Raw genomic sequence first — 16,210 nt, forward strand, 5'->3', positions numbered from 1 at the left:
GTCAGCTGTTGGCGCCCAGGTGGATGGTGACCATGGTTCCGTCCCCGGGGACGGGTCCGATTTCAAGCCGTCCTCCGCTCGCGGCGGCGATCCGGGCAGCGGTGGCCAGGCCCAGCCCCGTGCCCGGCGGATCGTCCTCCCGGTGCAGGCGGACTAGGGGATCCAGGACGCGTTTCCGGTCCCCTTCGCTGATGCCTTTGCCGTTGTCGATCACCCGGAGCGTTGTTCCGTCATCGGCCCGGTGGCCGGTGACGTGGATGACGGGAGGAATGCCCGGCCGGCTGTAGGTGATGGCGTTGTGGACCAGGTTCTGCAGCAGCACGCGCATCTGGACGGGATCTGCCGTGAAGGCCAGGTCGCCGCATTCAATCGAGGCGCCGTACTCTTCGATGCTGGCCGCAAGGTCCTGCACCACGTCCCGGACCAGGTCCTGCAGGGAAAGGCAGGTTGGCCGGACGTCCCCGCCGATGGTCGCGTAGGACAGGACATCACTGACCATGGACAGCATGCGCTGGCCGGAATTGGCCACCACGTCCAGGTACTCCGCGATTTGGCGGTCCTCCAGCGCTTCGGCGTCATCCCGGGCCAGTTCAACGTAGCCCAGGACGGAGGTGAGCGGGTTACGGAGGTCATGGCTGATCCGGCCGGCGAACTCTGCCAGCAGCGTGTTGCTGCGTTGGGCCTCGGCCAGCGCATCGGCAAGCTGGCGGGCTCGGTGCTCAAGCTGCAGGGCCTCGACGATTTCGGCGGCGAGGATTTCCAGGCCCTTGAGCTGCCGGTCACTCAGCTGCCCGGTTTCCCGCGCGCCCGCACAAAGCGTGCCCAGGACAAAGCCGTCCTCGGCCACCAGGGGGATGGAGGCGTAAAACCTGACCTCGCCCCTGCGGCCGTCAACATAGGGGTTGTTGCTGTAGCGGGGATCAAGCGAGGCATCCTCCAGGACAGTGGGGGTCCCATTGAGGAAGCCCACGGCGCACATTGAATCTTCCCGGGAGCACAGATACGGTTCCATTCCCGCCGTCGCCACCTGGTACTGCAGGTTCTCCGTGATGATGTTGATCGCGGTGACCGGCTGCCCGCACAGGGTCCTGGCCAGTTCCACCAGATTCTGCAGGCGCTGGGAGGGAATCGGGACGGTGATGTCCACACCCGGCCCGGGTGTGGGGAGTCCGGTCCTGGCCAGGACGGCGTCCCTGGCCAGCTCTTTCACCGTCACCGCAGTAGACCTGAACGCGCCGGGAAACTGCTGCCAGCCAAGTTGATGTCCTGGCTCCGAATGGGGTGCTCACACATCGGACCATCATGGCAGATCCTCGCCGCAGAACCGTTGATGCCGCGAAGGTTTTCAGCGAAGTGATTAGCCCTGCGGCCGTCGTTATCCGAACAGGTAATAGCGGATGTACAGGTAAGGCAGGCAAAGCCCGATGGTCACTGCAGTGACCACCAGCCCGTACTTGGTGAAGGTCCAGAACGAAATGGGGTGGTCGTAGCGCTTCGCGATGCCGATGACCACCACATTGGCGCTGGCCCCTACGGCCGTGGCGTTGCCGCCCAGGTCAGCTCCGAGGGCCAGCGCCCACCAAAGGGGCCTGGCGGGATCGCCGCCTGCCTCCACCAGGCTTTGCGTGATGGGGGCCAGCGTGGCTACGTAGGGGATGTTATCGATGATGCCGGACAGCACCGCCGAACCTCCGAGCAAAGCCAGGGCTGCGACGTCGTACTGCTCCCCAATCAGGCCCGCCATGGACTCGCCCACTGAGCGGACCACCCCCAGGTTGACCAGGGAACCAACCATGATGAAGAGGCCGGCGAAGAACAGAAGGGTCTCCCACTCCACGTCGGCGAACACCTTCCTCGGCTCCAGGCGGGCAAGCAGCACCAGGAGGCCGGCGCCGAGCATGGCCACCACGGACGGTGCAAGGCCCAGCAACGGGCGGGCAACGAAACCGGCCAGCACCAGCCCCACCACCACCAGGCACTTCACCAGCAGTGGCCTTTCGCCAAGGGCCTCCTTCTCGTTCAGCGCCATGACACGCGCCGCGCGCTCCGGATGGAAGCGGAAGGCGGTGCGGAACATCACCCGGCACAGTCCGATGAATACCAGAAGGAGCACTGCCACAATGGGCGCCAGGTTGATGATGAAGTCGTTGAAGGTCAGGTTTCCACGGCTGGCGATGATGATGTTGGGCGGGTCGCCGATGAGTGTGGACGCGCCGCCGATGTTGCTGGCCATCACTTCCGCGATCAGGAACGGCACAGGGGGCGCCGCCAGGCGTTCGCAGACCAGGAGCGTCACGGGAGCGGTGAGCAGGACGGTGGTGACGTTGTCCAGGAACGCCGAAAGCACGGCAGTAATCAGCACCAGGATCACCATGATCCGGAAGGGGTAGCCCCTGGCCTTTTTCGCTGCCCAGATGGCCAGGAACTCGAACAGGCCGGTTTGCCGGATGATGCCGACGATGATCATCATGGCCAGCAGGAGGAAGATGACGTTCCAGTCGATTCCGCTCTCCGGCGAGAAGAACATCCCCTGGTCGTCCGTAGCGCCGATCAGGACCATCGCCGCGGCGCCGCCCAGCGCCGTAGTCAGCCGCGGCAGCTTTTCGGTAGCGATCAGGACATAGGCCGCCAGGAAGACCGTGAGCGCAAGGCCAACCTGGATGGTCACTGGTCCCCGGCTCCGGTCCCGGCGCCGCCGGCTGTTGCCAGGACGGCGCTGATGACGGCAGGAAGCGTCACGAACATCGGGGCGTCGGGGGGTGAATCGTGGAGCAGGGCGATCTGGGTCCTGGCGTCCACCATCCGCGCCGCGATCTCCACGAGGGTGGCGTCGGACTCGATGGAAAGAATTTTGCGGACGGCAACGCCCTCGTCGTCGAGCATGTCGCCCACGGTCCGCTCCGAGATGTGGTCCCACAATTCGGTGGCCGCGGCTTCGTCGAAAACTGCGGCGAGGGAGACATCGTCCAGCAGGTAGCCGGGCAGCATGAGCCGCAGGACGTCGACGGCGGAGACGATGGCCGTGGGAACTCCCCGCCGGTCCGCGATCACCAGCCCCACCAGGCCGCTGTCCGCGATCAGCCGTCCGGCTTCAGCCGCCGTGGTTTCCCGGCGGACAACGGGCAGGGAAACTTTCAGGTCCACGGCACGCACGGCTCTCCTTAACACTTCGAAGGACAACGGGGGTAATGCAGACCCATCCAATCACCGGGACGCGGTCCTGCCCAGGATTTGCCGGCCGCAATCGTGTGGCCATCCCGTGGCGGGTCAGGCATGTTCGGTTCGCTTCCCTGGGCTTTTGGCGCGCTCACCAAATTGGCGGGCAATGAGCACGTCCGTGGAGGAGTGGGACAGGATGGAGAGCACGATCACCAGGGCCACCAGGTGGTAGACCTCATCAGCACGTGCGATGCCGGATTCCAGGATGATCAGGCCGTACACTACCGAGGCGAACCCCTTGGGCCCGAACCACATGGCCGCCGCCTGCTCGCGCATACTCAACTTGGCCCCGAGGAAGGACACCAGCAGGGCCAAGGGCCGGGCAATGAGCAGTGCCAGGAGGGCGAAAACCCAACCGGCAAAGGGGATCTCCGTGAAAAGGAAAGCCGGGGTGATCAGGGCGCCGAAGACCATGATGGCCGCCAGCTTCAGTAGTTCGGTGACAAGCTCGCCGAACTGCTCAAACTCGTGGCGGAGTCCCCGGCCAAGGCTGGCCACTGTGATGCCTGCCGCGAACGCCCCCAGGAACAGGTTGGCGTGGGTCGCCTGGCAGAGGGCCAGCACCAGGAGCCCGATGGATACCGCCAGCAGGGGCTGGAGCGACCTGGTCGCCTGCAGGAAAGGCAGCCGTTCCAGGGCAAGGACGACCACGGGCACCACAACACCAACAAGGATGCCCAGGACAATCTCGAACAGCAGTTCCTCGCCGCGGGCATCACTTCCACCGGCAGCGGCCAAAAGGATCAACACGATCGGCAGGGCCAGGCCGTCATTGACGCCGGATTCAACATTAAGGAGGTGCCTGAGCCTGCCCGGGACCTCTTCCCGGCCCACGATCGCTGCCGCAAACACCGGATCCGTCGGAGCCAGGATGGCGCCCAGGAGGAAGGATTCCAGCCAGGGCAGCCCGGCCACGACGTGGGCAAACACTGCCGTCAGGGCGAGGGTCAGCGGCAGTCCCAGCAGCAGGGCCCGGCCGGGCAGCCGCCAGGCGGAGCGCAGGTCACCGAACCCAACACGCATCCCGTCCGTGAAGAGGACCGAAAACAACGCCAGCTCCGCCAGGCCTCCCACAATCGGGTCGCCCGCCGAGACCCTGATGAAGCCCAGGGCGCCGGGTCCCAGCAGGAACCCGCCCACCAGGAAGAGCACGGCCGTGGACAGCACTGTCCGGTGGGCGCGCTCGGAGATGAGCACCCCGATGAGCAGCAGGACGGCGAAGGACAGGAGCAGCGCTGTTTCCATGGCCACCATCAACCCGGGAGCAGACGGACGGCGAGGTTCCGGACGGTGAGGCCGGCACGGGAAGCGGGAACGAGTAAGGCCGCTCCGAGACGGTACCCGCGCTGGCGTGAGGCCACCAGCTTGCGGTGGCGGGCCTCGTACCGGCGGAACGCCGCTGTGGGATTGGCGGGGGTGGCTGACAACTCCTCAGCCAACGTGCTGGCGCCCACCATGGCCATGCTGGAACCGTCCCCGAACAGGGACACGCAGGAGGCCGCATCGCCCAGCAGGGCCACCCGCCCGCGGGACCAGGCCGGCAGCCGCACCTGGCTGACGGCATCAAAGTAGAGGTCCGGCGCGTCGCGTACCTGGGTGTGCAGGTCGGGCAGCTCCGGCACAGGCCAAAGGTGCCGGCTGTAGGCACTTGCGACGATCCGGCGCTGGGCCTCCGGGTCCCGGTACTCGGCGCCGGGACGCTTTGGTCCCCGGAAGATGAATCCGGCCCCGGCAGTTCCGCGGACGGGGTGGATGGTCAGCGACAAGCCTGGCTCGTTGTACATGAGGACCGTGGCGGGGTCGGCCGCCGGCCGCCCGAGGGACAGCGTGGCAATGTACAGGCCAAGCGGGCGGACAAAGCCTGCCTCCGGGCCAAAGGCCAGCCTGCGGACGGTGGAGTGCAGCCCATCGGCGCCCACCACCAGGTGGAACCGCCGCGGCGGTGAGCGTTCGAACGCAACGTCCACGCCGCCGTCGTCCGGCTCCAGCGCAGTGACTGAATCCCCAAACAGGAACTCGGTCCCGTCCGCGGCTGCCTCGCAGAGGACCGCGGCGAGGTCTGCCCGCGGCACCTCCACGTCCTCCCCGCGGGGACGGCCAAGCCGGAGCGGGCCGATCCTGTGCCCGGACGGGGTCACGAACGCCAGCCCCGGCGCTTGGGTGGCGGCCGCCTGCAGGCGGGGGAGGACACCCATGCGCCGCGCGATGCCGGTGGCGTCTCCATGGACGTCCACCGGGTTGCCGCTGGACCGCAGGCCGCCGGACCGTTCCACCAGGGCCGGCGCGAATCCACGCCGGGCCAGCCAGAATGCCAGGGTGGGCCCGGCAATTCCTGCCCCGCAAATCAGTACCGTAGGCTGTGCCACCCCCTCAGGGTAGTGCACCGGCCCGGGGGACTATAGGCCCCAATGGGCCCCCGTCTCCACGCCCGGCCTACAGCAGCGTGCTGAACCGCTCCGCAAGGTTCTTGGGGCCCTGCACGATGATCTGGTCGTCGTCGTAAAGGACGGTCTGGGCAGTGGTGTGCTGCCAGGTTGAGCCGGGCCTCTTGACGGCCACGATGGTAATCCCGTACTGGTCCCGCAGGCCCAGCACGCCGAGGGGACGGTTCCTCGCCTCGGACGGGGGCTGGGTGCGGATCATGACAAAGTCGTCTTCGAATTCCACGTAGTCAAGGATGGAACCACGCACCAGGTGCGCCACCCGCTTGCCCATGTCGTGCTCGGGACGGATCACGTTTTCGACGCCCAGCTGGACCAGGATTTCGGCATGGGGTTCGCTGATGGCCTTGGCCCAGATCTGTGGGTGCTTGAAGGTCAGCAGCCTGGAGGTGGTGAGGATGCTGGCCTCCAGATCGGTGCCGATGCCCACCACGGCGCGGTCGAATTCGTGGACGGAAAGCTGGCGCAGGACCTCCTCCTTGGTGGAGTCGGCGCGCACCACGTGGGTCAGCCTCCCGTTGTAGGACTGGACAATGTCCTCGTCGCTGTCGATGCCCAGCACTTCGGTGCCCTGGGCTTCAAGCTCCAGCGCCAGCGCGCCGCCGAAGCGGCCCAGGCCTATGACCACCACGGAGTCCGCCTGTGCCACGCGCCCGGCTTTCCTGATGAACATGTCCTTAGCCAATGAGGGGCCTTTCCTTGGGGTATTCGTACATGATGGGCCTGCTGCGCACCGCCAGTGCGGTGCCGAGCGTGACGGGGCCCAGGCGGCCGATGAACATCAGCAGGATCAGGACCACCTGGCCGGCCGGCGGCATGGCTGCGGTGATGCCCGTGGACATCCCCACTGTCGCGAACGCGGAGACCACCTCGAAGAGGATCCGTTCCTGCCCGAAATCAGTGATCAGCATCAGGAACATGGTGGCGGCGGTGACCACGGCGATGGCGAGCAGCACCACGGTGATGGCCTGCCGGTGCACGGCCCGGGAAAGTCGCTTGCCGAAGATGTTGACGGCGGTGCCGCCGCGCAGTTCGGTGGACAGGATGAAGAACAGCACGGCGAAGGTGGTGATCTTCAGGCCGCCGGCGGTACCGGCCGGCCCGGCGCCAATGAACATCAGGATGTCCATGCCCATCCAGGACACCGGGTGCATCTGGCCGATGTCCACGGTGTTGAAGCCGGCGGTGCGGGTAACGACCGACTGGAAGAAGCCGTTCAGGAGCCGTTCGCCGGGAGCCAGTCCGTCAAAGGCCGCGCTGTTGGTCCATTCGACTGCCGTCAGGAAGGCCGTGCCGAGCGCCAGGAGCAGGGCCGTGCCCACCAGCACCAGTTTGGTGTTCATGCTCCAGAAGACGGGCCGGCGGTACTGCCGCCGCAGCTCAAACAGCACGGGGAAGCCAAGGCCTCCAATGATCACGCCGGCAGCGATGGGCAGGAGGACCCACGGGTCGCGGGCGAAACCCATGAGGTTGTCCGAGTAGAGCGCAAATCCGGCATTGTTGAAGGCGGAGACCGCATGGAAAACCCCGTGCCAGATGGCCTCACCGGGAGGATAGCCGTACCCCGCCAGGAACCGCAGGGTGAGGATCCCGGCCAGGGTTCCCTCCACGGTGAGGGTAATCAGGAAGACGCCCAGCAGGACGCGGCGGACGTCGCCGAAGCCCACGCTTTTGGTTTCGGCGGCCGCCAGCATCCGTGAGCGCAGACCCAGCCGTCTTGCCGCGAACACACCCAGGAGCGTGCCGAAGGACATCACGCCAAAGCCGCCTATCTGGATCAGGACAAGGATGACGGCTTGCCCGAATCCGGTCCAGAATACGGGCGTGTCCACAGTGATCAGCCCGGTGACGCATACCGCCGAGGTGGCCGTGAACAGGGCTTCCAGGAAGGAAGCGGCGCCGGCTCCGGCCTTGGCCGCCGGCAGCATCAGCAGTGCCGTTCCTACTGCGATGGCCAGTGCGAAACCCAGGACAATCAGCTGTGCGGGGTGGCGGGGCGCTGCGCGGCGCACCAGGTGTGGCAGGGCGCGCAGCCAGGTGCCGGCGTCGTTCGTGGCGTTGCGGACGCTTGACGGCGGGCTCGGCTTAATCTTCCGGCGTGGCGTTGGGGTGCCGCGCTGGTAAGCCTTCAGGTGCATAGCGGCCACGGTACCACCGCGGAACGCCCCGCCGTGTGGTCAATGCCGGCCCGGCCCGCAGCTTCACGTTATCCGGCGAGCAACCGCACCTGGTTGCGCATCACGTCGAAAAAGACGTCCTGGTTCTCGGCGCTGCCCAGCCCGTGCCCTCCCTCCAGCCAAATCAGTTTCTTGTCCCGTGCCGAGAGCGAGTTGTAGTAGTCCTCCACCAGTGACGCCATGGCATTGATGTCGTTCCGGCCTACGAAGAAGTAGACAGGAACGTCCAGCTCCAGGGCCTGTTGACGGGAGTCGAGGTTTTCGAGTTGCGGGTAGACGGCGTTGAATGATTCGATCACCCCGCGCGTGTGGTTGACCTTGTCGATGTAGCCGTACTCGGGGACGAAGAACGGGATGAGCGGCACGGCCACCGAGAATCGCATCGATCCCATCATCTCGTTCAGCACGTCCAGGAAGGCGACGTAGGGGGACGCCACGTTGTCGCCGCGGTAGGGCGGAGGGCCATTCCGCCGGAGTTCCTCGGCGCGCCCCTTATCGCCCTGTTCCTCGAGGTGCTGAAGCGCCAACCCGTAGCCCATGCGGTCGTTCTCTGTGGTGTTCACCATCTGGCCGCTGCTGGCGAAAGCGTGGTACAGCTCCGGGTGCTCCTGGACCAGCCAGAGGCCGATGATGCTGGACCATGAAACGCCGTAAATGAAGATCTTCTCCTGCTTGAAGCGCTCCCGCAGCAGGTTGGTGAGGGCAACGGCGTCCTTCACGTACCGTTCCTTGGTGAGGTCTTTGGCCGGTACCGAACCGTATCACTTCCCGGTGCCGGGCTCGTCCCAGCTGACCACGGTGAACGTGTCCTCCAGCTGCCTGAACTCCTGGGCGTTGAAGAAGCCGCCGCCGCCTGGGCCGCCCATCCCCAGGTTCAACAGCACAGGGTTGGATGGATCCTGGCCCCGCACCAGGATCCACTGCTCGCTGCCGTTCAGCTCCACTTTCTCCGCGCCTGCGATGCTGCCCGGCACGGGCTGGCCATCGGAACCGGTGATCGGCGGGGTGCCGGACAGGATCTGGGACGCAACCACGGCCGCTGCGGCCACGAGTGCCAGGACGCCCACGCCGGCCAGCTGTGCGTGCGGTTTCCGGCGCCGGACCACCAGCCACACCATGGCTGCCAGCCCCACGAGGAGCAGGGGCAGCCAAGCGAAGACCGGCACTCCGGTGGTGAGCGGCAGCAGCATGACGGGAAGGAGAAGCACGACGGCGGCCAGGAGTGCCAGGGCTGTCTTCCAGGCAACACCGCGGCGCCGCGGCCCGGGTTCCCGTGGGTGAGTCGCGGCGGGGTCTGTGGCTGGGGTGATCCGGCGGGAGTTCATGGCATGCGGGGGTGGCATAAGGATGGGCCGTTTCAAGACCCGGGGAGCCACTTCGACCTTCCCCCAGTACACCCGGCCGGGCTAGGGCTGAAGGTCCCACGCCTGCCGGCCCCTACAGCGGCGCGGGCCGCACCTTCACATTGCCCAGCGAGCGGATCAGCGCGACGGCGGTGATGGACCCGGCCGCCATGATCGAGGCCAGCACCACCACCTGGAACCGGCCGGCCTCCAGGGGTGAGGCACCGCCGAAGATCGCGCCCACGAACGCGCCGGGAAGGGTGACCAGCCCGGTGGTCTTGGTCTGGTCGGTGGACGGGATCAGGGCCGAATGAACGGCCTGCCGGGCCTGGATCAGGGTTGCCTGCCGCGGCGATGCGCCCAGCGCCAGCCAGCCCTCCACCTGGTCCCACTGCTCCACCACGGCTTCAAAGAAGCGGCGGCCGGCCAGGGTGGCGATGGTCATCGAGTTGCCGATCACGATGCCGCCCACGGCCAGCAGGTACCGCGGCGCGAACTCGATGGCACCCGTTCCAAAGACGACCGCGAGGGTCACCAGGATGCCCGCGGCCATGGTCGCGGCCACCAGGGCAAAGCGCCGCCAGGACCAGGTGAGCCGCCGCGTTGCCGTCACGGAAGCGACGCTGAACATGACCAGCAGGGCCGCCGCCACCCAGAGCGGGCTGCTGATGACGCCGCCCAGCACCAGGCTGATGGCAGCGAGCTGGGCCGCCCCGCGGAGGATGGCCAGGGCAGGGGAGAGGTACGACGGCGTCCGCGCCGCCCGGAGGATGCCCACCGTGAGTGCCGCCAGGATGGCGACGGCCACGATGGTGGGCAACAGGGCGGAAAAGGCGGGCATGCCGCCAGCTTAGCGGGGCTGCCGGAAGCGGGGCCCTGTGAACCCGCCTACGAGCTGCTGTCCGAAATCGCTGAACTTACCGCCGTCGGGCTGTCATATTCCCGGTCCGGGAGTGCCTCGAGGGCCTGGATCACGTTGCTGTCAGCCCCGGAGTCCTTGGCACGGGACAGCAGGTCCTCACGCTTCGCGGGGTAGTCGATGCCACCCAGGAACTTCTGGACCTGGATGGGGTTGGGGGAGTCTGCCATGGTGCCGGGTTTCCTTTCGGTGTGCCGCTCTGCTCACCGTGGCCCACCACGTTCGGGCCGCGGTGGACTTATCGTAGCCCTGCCGCTGGGCCGGTGCACGCACCGAGTTGGTCCGCGCGGCCGGAGGGGATAAGACTGTGGATATGGCACGGGGAACGCTTCGGATTTTCCTGGGTGCGGCGGCTGGGGCCGGCACCACGTACTCCATGCTGCGTGAAGCGCACCGCCTTGCGGGCTGCGGCAGGGACGTCGCCGTCGGCATCGCAGCGGACCACGGCAGGCAGGAAACCAGGCAGCTTCTTGACGGGCTCGACGTCGTGGCGCCGCGGCTGCCACAGGCATCCCACGGAACGGAGGTGCCCGGGCTCGACGTTGAGGCCGTCCTGGCCCGGAAACCGGACGTGGCCGTCGTCGACGACTACGCACACGTCAACACCGAAGGCAGCAGCAACGAACGCCGTTGGCAGGACATCGAGGAGCTTCTGGCCGCCGGGACCGATGTGCTCACCACCCTTACCGTGCAGCACGTGGCCTCGCTGAAGGATGTTGTCGCCGCCATCACTGACGAGCCGGGGGAGGCGTCGGTCCCGGACGCCGTGGTGCGGCGTGCAGACCATATCGAGCTGGTGGACATATCACCGGAACTCCTGCGCCAGAGGGTTGCCGACGGGAAAGTGTTCCCGAAGGACAGGATCGATGCCGCCCTGGCCGGCGGCTACCGCCTGGGCAACCTCATTGCCCTCCGAGAGATCGCCTTGATCTGGCTGGCAGGCCGGGTGGATGAAGGCCTGGCGGATTATCGGGCCAGCCAAGGCATCACCGCCACCTGGCCCGCCCGTGAGCGGATCGTCGTGGGACTCAGCGGGGGCCCGGAAGGTGAACTGCTCATCCGGCGGGCGTCCCGCATCCTGTCCGGTGTCCGCGGCGGGGACCTGTTGGCTGTCCATGTGCGGCGGGCCGAGGGGCGCAGCGCAGGGCCGGGCCGCTTGCTGGACGCGCAGCGGCAGCTCGTTGCCGACCTCGGCGGAACCTCCCACACGGTGTCCGGCGAGGAAACTGCAGCATCACTCCTGGAATTTGCCCGGAGCGTCAACGCCACGCAAATCGTCATCGGTACCTCGCCCGGACGGCTTTGGAGCCGGGTTTTTGGCACCGGTACAGGCGCAAAAGTGGTCCGGGGTTCCGGTGATGTGGACGTGCACATCGTGTCCCATCAGCAGGGTGGCCCCGGGTTGCCGGGGCCGGCGCACGCCGCGCTCAGCCGCAGGCGCACCGCGGCCGGTTTCGTCCTGGCCGTACTCCTTCCGGTCCTGCTGACAGCGATGCTGTCCGTCAGCCCGGAGCTGAACCTGGCCACGCATGCGCTGGTCCATCTGACCGGGGTGATGGCGGTGGCGTTCATCGGCGGCCTGTGGCCCGCAGTGCTCGCAGCCGTCCTGGACTCGCTGCTGCTCAACTACTTCCAGACGGACCCGGTGGGAACATTCAACATCAGCGACCCCCAGAACGTCTTCGCACTGTTGGTCTTCCTGAGCGCGGCTGTGGCTGTGTCACTCGTGGTGGGCCTGTCAGCCAGGCGCGCCCGGGAGGCGGCACGTGCACGCGCGGAAGCCGCCACCCTCGCTGACCTCGCCCATGATGCCCTGCTCGCCGACGACACCGTCGCCGCGTTCATGGACAAGGTCCGGGAGACCTTCCAGGTCCGGTCCGCGGGGCTCTTCACTACATCCGGGAACGGGGAAGCTGCATGGGCGCTTCAAGCCTTTTCGGGTGACTCTCCGCCTCCCTCCCCGGATGCTGCAGCCTTGACCGACAGCGTGGAACTGCCCGATGCCGGGACCGCGCTGGTCCTCTCGGGGCGGACCCTCACGGCCGGTGACCGGCTCCTCCTGGCCGCCCACGGGGCGCATCTGCTGCTGCTGCGCCAACGCCATGCCCTTCAGCGGACTCTGCAGAGCACCGCAAAACTGGCCGAGGGCAACAGCGTCCGCACCGCCATCCTGCGTGCCGTCAGCCATGACCTGCGCACCCCGCTGGCGGGGATAAAGCTGGCCGTAACGGCGCTCCGGCGGCAAGGCCGGAGGCTGCCGGCAGAGGTGCAGGCCGAGATGCTCGAAACCATCGAGTCCTACACTGAACGCCTGGACGCGCTGATCTCCAACCTCCTGGACATGTCCCGGATCTCCAGCGGTTCGGCGGCGCCGCTGACCGCCCCGGTCATGTGGGATGACGCGATCGAAGACGCCCTGCGCGGCCTCCCGGCGGACCGCGTCCGGGTTGACCTGGCCCCCAATATTCCCGCGGTGGACGCCGATCTGGGGATGCTGGAGCGGGTTATCGCCAATATCGTTGAAAACGCGCTGAAGTACGCGCCATCGTCCGATGTTGCCATCGTGGGTGTCACGGGCGGATCCCACGCAGCGGACGACGTCGGCACCCCCTTCGGCGAGCTGCACATCGTCGATCACGGGCAGGGTGTGCCCGCTGCCGCCGTCGAGGGCATGTTCCAGCCTTTCCAGCGCCTCGATGACGCGCCGGTTGGCCTCGGCATGGGGCTTGGCCTCGCCGTCGCGAAAGGCTTCACGGAGGCCATGGGCGGCCAGCTGCTGGCGGAGCCCACCCCCGGCGGAGGATTGACGGTAATTATCCGCCTGCCCCTTTCGGCAGGACCGGCTGTGGCGAACGTTCCCGGGAAAGCAGGCACCAGCACCTCGTGAGGACCGTACTGATTGTTGACGATGAGCCGCAGCTCCTGCGCGCCCTCCAGGTCAACCTGGAAGCGGAGGGCTACCGGGTGCTCACTGCCCTGGACGGGATGACCGCGCTGACGTACGCGGAGGCCGGCCACCCGGACGCCATGGTGCTGGACCTGGGCCTGCCGGACATCAACGGCCTGGACGTGATCACCAGGATCCGCCGCACCAGCAGCATGCCCATCATCGTGCTGTCAGCACGGCACGGATCCGTGGACAAAGTCCGGGCCCTGGACGCCGGCGCGGATGACTACGTGACCAAACCGTTCGGCCTGGACGAACTCCTGGCGCGGCTGCGGGTCGCCGGACGGCGGGCCGGGACAGCGGAGGCGGCGGACAATCCGGCTGCGGTGGACGTGGGGGATTTCGAGGTGGACCTGGCGAAGCGGAAGGTGACCCGTGCGGGGGAACAGGTCCGCCTCACCCCGCGCGAGTGGGCCATCCTGGAACTGCTGGTCCGCAATCCCGGACGGCTCATCACGCAGCAGCAGATGCTCCGGAAGGTATGGGGTCCCGGCTACGACACCGAGACCCACTACCTGCGCGTTTACATGGGCCAACTGCGCCGCAAACTGGAGGCTGATCCGGCCCGGCCGCGGCACCTGCTGACGGAAGCGGGCATGGGGTACCGGTTCGAACCGTGACGTGCCGGGGCAGGCCCGCGCCGCCGTCGTAAATACGCCGTAAAGGATTCATCAAAAAATCCCCTGCCCGCCCGCCAGCCGTTTCCGCCGGTGCTAGCTTCGCAATGGTCGCGCTGCATCGGGCAGCACGGAAAGGCAGAGATGACCACGTTGAGCAGGCCCCCGGCGGATCCTTCCGCGCCCCATCCGCACGGCAGGAGGGCGCTCCAGGACTGGCTGCTGTTTGGGCTGCAGGACAGCAAGGGTGCCCACCAAGGCCCCGGAGGCGTCCCCACGCAGCATGAGAAGAAGCATTCCTGGTGGCAGGTCATGTGCCTCACCGGCGTGGACTACTTCTCCACCCTCGGATACCAGCCGGCCATCGCGGCGCTGGCGGCCGGCGTCATCTCCCCGCTGGCCACCCTGGTGCTGGTGGCGGTGACCCTTTTGGGCGCCCTGCCCGTGTACCGGAGGGTCGCCGGTGAAAGCCCCCGCGGTGAAGGCTCCATTGCCATGCTTGAGCGGCTGCTGCCCCGCTGGGGAGGCAAGCTCCTGGTGCTGGTCCTCCTGGGGTTCGCAGCCACCGACTTCATGATCACCATGACCCTCTCGGCAGCCGACGCCACCGCCCACCTGATCGGCAATCCTGTCGCTCCCGGCTGGCTTCAGAACCAGAACGTCCCCGTCACGCTTTTCCTGCTGGCCCTTCTGGCTGCGGTGTTCCTGCGCGGATTCAAGGAAGCCATCGGCGTCGCCGTGGTCCTGGTGGTCCTCTACCTGGGCCTGAACGCTGTGGTGGTGGTTGTCACCCTCGCCCAGGTCCTCACACACCCCGCGGCCATGGGGGACTGGTGGACCAACTTATGGGTATCCCATGGAAACCCGTTGATGGCCGTGGCCATCGCGCTGCTGGTGTTCCCCAAACTGGCGCTGGGCCTGTCGGGGTTCGAAACCGGCGTCGCCGTGATGCCGCAGGTACGGGGAGCGGCGGATGATACGGAAGAAAACCATGCGGGCCGCATCCGGGGTGCGCGGCGCATGCTCACCACCGCCGCGGTGATCATGAGCGTCTTCCTGCTGACCACCAGCTTCATCACCGTTGTCCTCATTCCGGAGCAGGAATTCCAGCCCGGCGGCCAGGCGAACGGCCGTGCCCTGGCCTACCTGGCGCACGAATATCTCGGCGTAGGGTTCGGCAGCGTCTATGACATCAGCACCATCGGCATCCTCTGGTTCGCCGGCGCGTCTGCCATGGCCGGCCTGCTGAACCTGGTTCCCCGGTACCTGCCGCGCTACGGCATGGCTCCGGCCTGGGCCAAGGCCGTCCGGCCCCTGGTGCTCGTCTTCACGCTGATCGGCTTCCTGATCACCTTCATTTTCAAGGCCGACGTCGACGCCCAGGGCGGTGCGTATGCCACCGGCGTCCTGGTGCTGATGACCTCCGCGGCCGTGGCCGTCACGCTGTCGGCGCGCCGGCGCGGGCAGCGGAACCTCACGCTGGGTTTCGGCGCCATCTCGGTGGTGTTCGCCTACACCACGGTGGCCAACATCTTCGAACGCCCGGAAGGCATCCGGATTGCCGCCGTGTTCATCCTGGGCATTATCGTCATCTCACTGCTGTCCAGGGTCCGGCGTTCCTTTGAACTGCACGCCACCCGGGTGCACCTGGACCAGCAGGCCCTGGAGTTCATGTCCAGCACCCTCGACGGGCCCATCACCATCATCGCGCACGAGCCCCTGCGGCTGTCGCCGGAGGCGTACCGGGACAAACTCGAATCAGCCATCGAGGTCAGCCACCTCCCGCTGGCCGGTGACGCCCTGTTCCTCGAGGTCGTCGTGGACGACTCCTCGGACTTCGAAACCGAACTGTACGTCAATGGGGTGACCCGCCACGGCTACCACATCCTCGAAGTCCACGGGCCGGTGGTCCCCAACACCATCGCCTCGGTGCTGCTGCACATCAGGGACGTCACCGGGCTGATGCCGCACATCTACTTCCGCTGGACCGAGGGCAACCCCATCACCAACCTCGTCCGGTTCCTGTTCCTGGGCGAGGGCGAAATCGCACCCGTGACCAGGGAGGTGCTGCGCGAGGCCGTGCCGGATGTCAGCCAGCGTCCCTGGGTCCACGTGGGCTGACGGGAGGTTCCGGCGTCGGCCGGTCCCTGTGCTCCCGTCCCGCCACCTGCGCAACCGAGGCTGCAACGCGGGCGGCCTCCGCGAGGCTCGACGGGAGGTGCGCGCGGAAGGCGGCCTCGGCGTCGTCCTCCCAAACGCCCGCGGCCAGCACCACTACATGCACCACGTCACCGACGGAATCGTTGCAGGCGAGGACGTCCCCGGGGACTTTGTGCCCGGGTGGACCGGGTGACGGCAAGGGCTGGAAAATGACCCACCACCCCTCGCCGTCCTCGTCCGGGAAGAGATAACCGGCGGCCGGATGCAGGGCCCGGCCGTTCAGCCCACGGCCGCCGTAGCCCTCCACCGCCCCGGCCGCCGCGGCGAACTTGACCCTGCCCCGGTCCTCGGGCAGCTCATCCCATCGCATCTGCGCTCCCTGCCTTA

General features: G+C 67.2%; 15 protein-coding genes. 3 read left to right on the forward strand and 12 right to left on the reverse strand.

Going from position 1 to position 16,210, the window contains the following annotated elements:
* Position 1: 1 nt before the first annotated feature.
* The 11 genes from QFZ60_RS03385 to QFZ60_RS03435 all read right to left on the reverse strand — a co-directional run bounded on the left by QFZ60_RS03385 (position 2) and on the right by QFZ60_RS03435 (position 10,269).
* Positions 2-1,216, reverse strand: coding sequence for a GAF domain-containing sensor histidine kinase (locus tag QFZ60_RS03385; protein ID WP_307088141.1), 1,215 nt, complete (start codon positions 1,214-1,216; stop codon positions 2-4).
* A 159-nt stretch (positions 1,217-1,375) separates the two neighbouring features.
* On the reverse strand, positions 1,376-2,668 hold the full coding sequence (locus tag QFZ60_RS03390) for an ArsB/NhaD family transporter (RefSeq protein ID WP_235008717.1): 1,293 nt from the start codon (positions 2,666-2,668) through the stop codon (positions 1,376-1,378).
* Positions 2,665-3,144: a hypothetical protein gene (locus tag QFZ60_RS03395; RefSeq protein ID WP_307088143.1), complete on the reverse strand. Its 480-nt coding sequence runs from the start codon at positions 3,142-3,144 to the stop codon at positions 2,665-2,667. The genes QFZ60_RS03390 and QFZ60_RS03395 overlap by 4 nt, the downstream gene beginning before the upstream one ends.
* A 123-nt stretch (positions 3,145-3,267) precedes the next feature.
* On the reverse strand, positions 3,268-4,464 hold the full coding sequence (locus tag QFZ60_RS03400) for a cation:proton antiporter (protein ID WP_307088144.1): 1,197 nt from the start codon (positions 4,462-4,464) through the stop codon (positions 3,268-3,270).
* A gap of 8 nt (positions 4,465-4,472) precedes the next feature.
* Positions 4,473-5,585 (reverse strand): FAD-dependent monooxygenase, encoded by a 1,113-nt coding sequence (locus QFZ60_RS03405; protein ID WP_307088145.1) that lies wholly within the window; start codon positions 5,583-5,585, stop codon positions 4,473-4,475.
* 67 nt (positions 5,586-5,652) lie between these two features.
* The gene (locus QFZ60_RS03410; RefSeq protein ID WP_200830433.1) at positions 5,653-6,345 is read right to left on the reverse strand and encodes a TrkA family potassium uptake protein; all 693 of its coding nucleotides are present in this window, start codon (positions 6,343-6,345) and stop codon (positions 5,653-5,655) included.
* Entirely contained in the window at positions 6,338-7,798 is a 1,461-nt protein-coding gene (locus QFZ60_RS03415; RefSeq protein ID WP_307088147.1) for a TrkH family potassium uptake protein, read from the reverse strand. Before QFZ60_RS03415 ends, QFZ60_RS03410 begins: the two co-directional genes overlap by 8 nt.
* 68 nt (positions 7,799-7,866) lie before the next feature.
* Positions 7,867-8,556, reverse strand: coding sequence for an alpha/beta hydrolase (locus tag QFZ60_RS03420; protein ID WP_307088149.1), 690 nt, complete (start codon positions 8,554-8,556; stop codon positions 7,867-7,869).
* A gap of 42 nt (positions 8,557-8,598) precedes the next feature.
* Positions 8,599-9,180 (reverse strand): hypothetical protein, encoded by a 582-nt coding sequence (locus tag QFZ60_RS03425; RefSeq protein WP_307088151.1) that lies wholly within the window; start codon positions 9,178-9,180, stop codon positions 8,599-8,601.
* 94 nt (positions 9,181-9,274) lie between these two features.
* Positions 9,275-10,021: an ABC transporter permease gene (locus tag QFZ60_RS03430; protein WP_307088154.1), complete on the reverse strand. Its 747-nt coding sequence runs from the start codon at positions 10,019-10,021 to the stop codon at positions 9,275-9,277.
* A 47-nt stretch (positions 10,022-10,068) separates the two neighbouring features.
* Complete coding sequence (locus tag QFZ60_RS03435) at positions 10,069-10,269, reverse strand: DUF2795 domain-containing protein (RefSeq protein WP_307088156.1); 201 nt, start codon at positions 10,267-10,269, stop codon at positions 10,069-10,071.
* A gap of 143 nt (positions 10,270-10,412) precedes the next feature.
* On the opposite strand from QFZ60_RS03435, the gene QFZ60_RS03440 reads away from it, so the two are divergent.
* From QFZ60_RS03440 to QFZ60_RS03450, 3 genes are all read left to right on the forward strand, one after another.
* Positions 10,413-12,986 carry a DUF4118 domain-containing protein gene (locus QFZ60_RS03440; RefSeq protein ID WP_307088158.1) on the forward strand — a complete coding sequence of 858 codons (2,574 nt, stop codon included), beginning with the start codon at positions 10,413-10,415 and terminating at the stop codon, positions 12,984-12,986.
* Positions 12,983-13,666: a response regulator gene (locus QFZ60_RS03445; RefSeq protein WP_307088160.1), complete on the forward strand. Its 684-nt coding sequence runs from the start codon at positions 12,983-12,985 to the stop codon at positions 13,664-13,666. Before QFZ60_RS03440 ends, QFZ60_RS03445 begins: the two co-directional genes overlap by 4 nt.
* A 141-nt stretch (positions 13,667-13,807) precedes the next feature.
* Positions 13,808-15,784 carry an amino acid transporter gene (locus QFZ60_RS03450; RefSeq protein WP_307088162.1) on the forward strand — a complete coding sequence of 659 codons (1,977 nt, stop codon included), beginning with the start codon at positions 13,808-13,810 and terminating at the stop codon, positions 15,782-15,784.
* On the opposite strand, the gene QFZ60_RS03455 is transcribed toward QFZ60_RS03450, so the two are convergent.
* Positions 15,753-16,193 (reverse strand): hypothetical protein, encoded by a 441-nt coding sequence (locus tag QFZ60_RS03455; protein ID WP_307088165.1) that lies wholly within the window; start codon positions 16,191-16,193, stop codon positions 15,753-15,755. The genes QFZ60_RS03450 and QFZ60_RS03455 overlap by 32 nt on opposite strands.
* Positions 16,194-16,210: the final 17 nt, after the last annotated feature.

This window comes from Arthrobacter sp. B2I5, assembly GCF_030816735.1.
Taxonomy (GTDB): Bacteria; Actinomycetota; Actinomycetes; order Actinomycetales; family Micrococcaceae; genus Arthrobacter.

Excerpts from the sequence above, each read along its gene's own strand:
- QFZ60_RS03455 (WP_307088165.1), bottom strand. The coding sequence starts at position 16,193 with ATGCGATGGGATGAGCTGCCCGAGGACCGGGGCAGGGTCAAGTTCGCC.
- QFZ60_RS03450 (WP_307088162.1), top strand. The coding sequence starts at position 13,808 with ATGACCACGTTGAGCAGGCCCCCGGCGGATCCTTCCGCGCCCCATCCG.
- QFZ60_RS03435 (WP_307088156.1), bottom strand. The coding sequence starts at position 10,269 with ATGGCAGACTCCCCCAACCCCATCCAGGTCCAGAAGTTCCTGGGTGGC.
- QFZ60_RS03425 (WP_307088151.1), bottom strand. The coding sequence starts at position 9,180 with ATGCCACCCCCGCATGCCATGAACTCCCGCCGGATCACCCCAGCCACA.
- QFZ60_RS03400 (WP_307088144.1), bottom strand. The coding sequence starts at position 4,464 with ATGGAAACAGCGCTGCTCCTGTCCTTCGCCGTCCTGCTGCTCATCGGG.
- QFZ60_RS03430 (WP_307088154.1), bottom strand. The coding sequence starts at position 10,021 with ATGCCCGCCTTTTCCGCCCTGTTGCCCACCATCGTGGCCGTCGCCATC.
- QFZ60_RS03415 (WP_307088147.1), bottom strand. The coding sequence starts at position 7,798 with ATGCACCTGAAGGCTTACCAGCGCGGCACCCCAACGCCACGCCGGAAG.
- QFZ60_RS03440 (WP_307088158.1), top strand. The coding sequence starts at position 10,413 with ATGGCACGGGGAACGCTTCGGATTTTCCTGGGTGCGGCGGCTGGGGCC.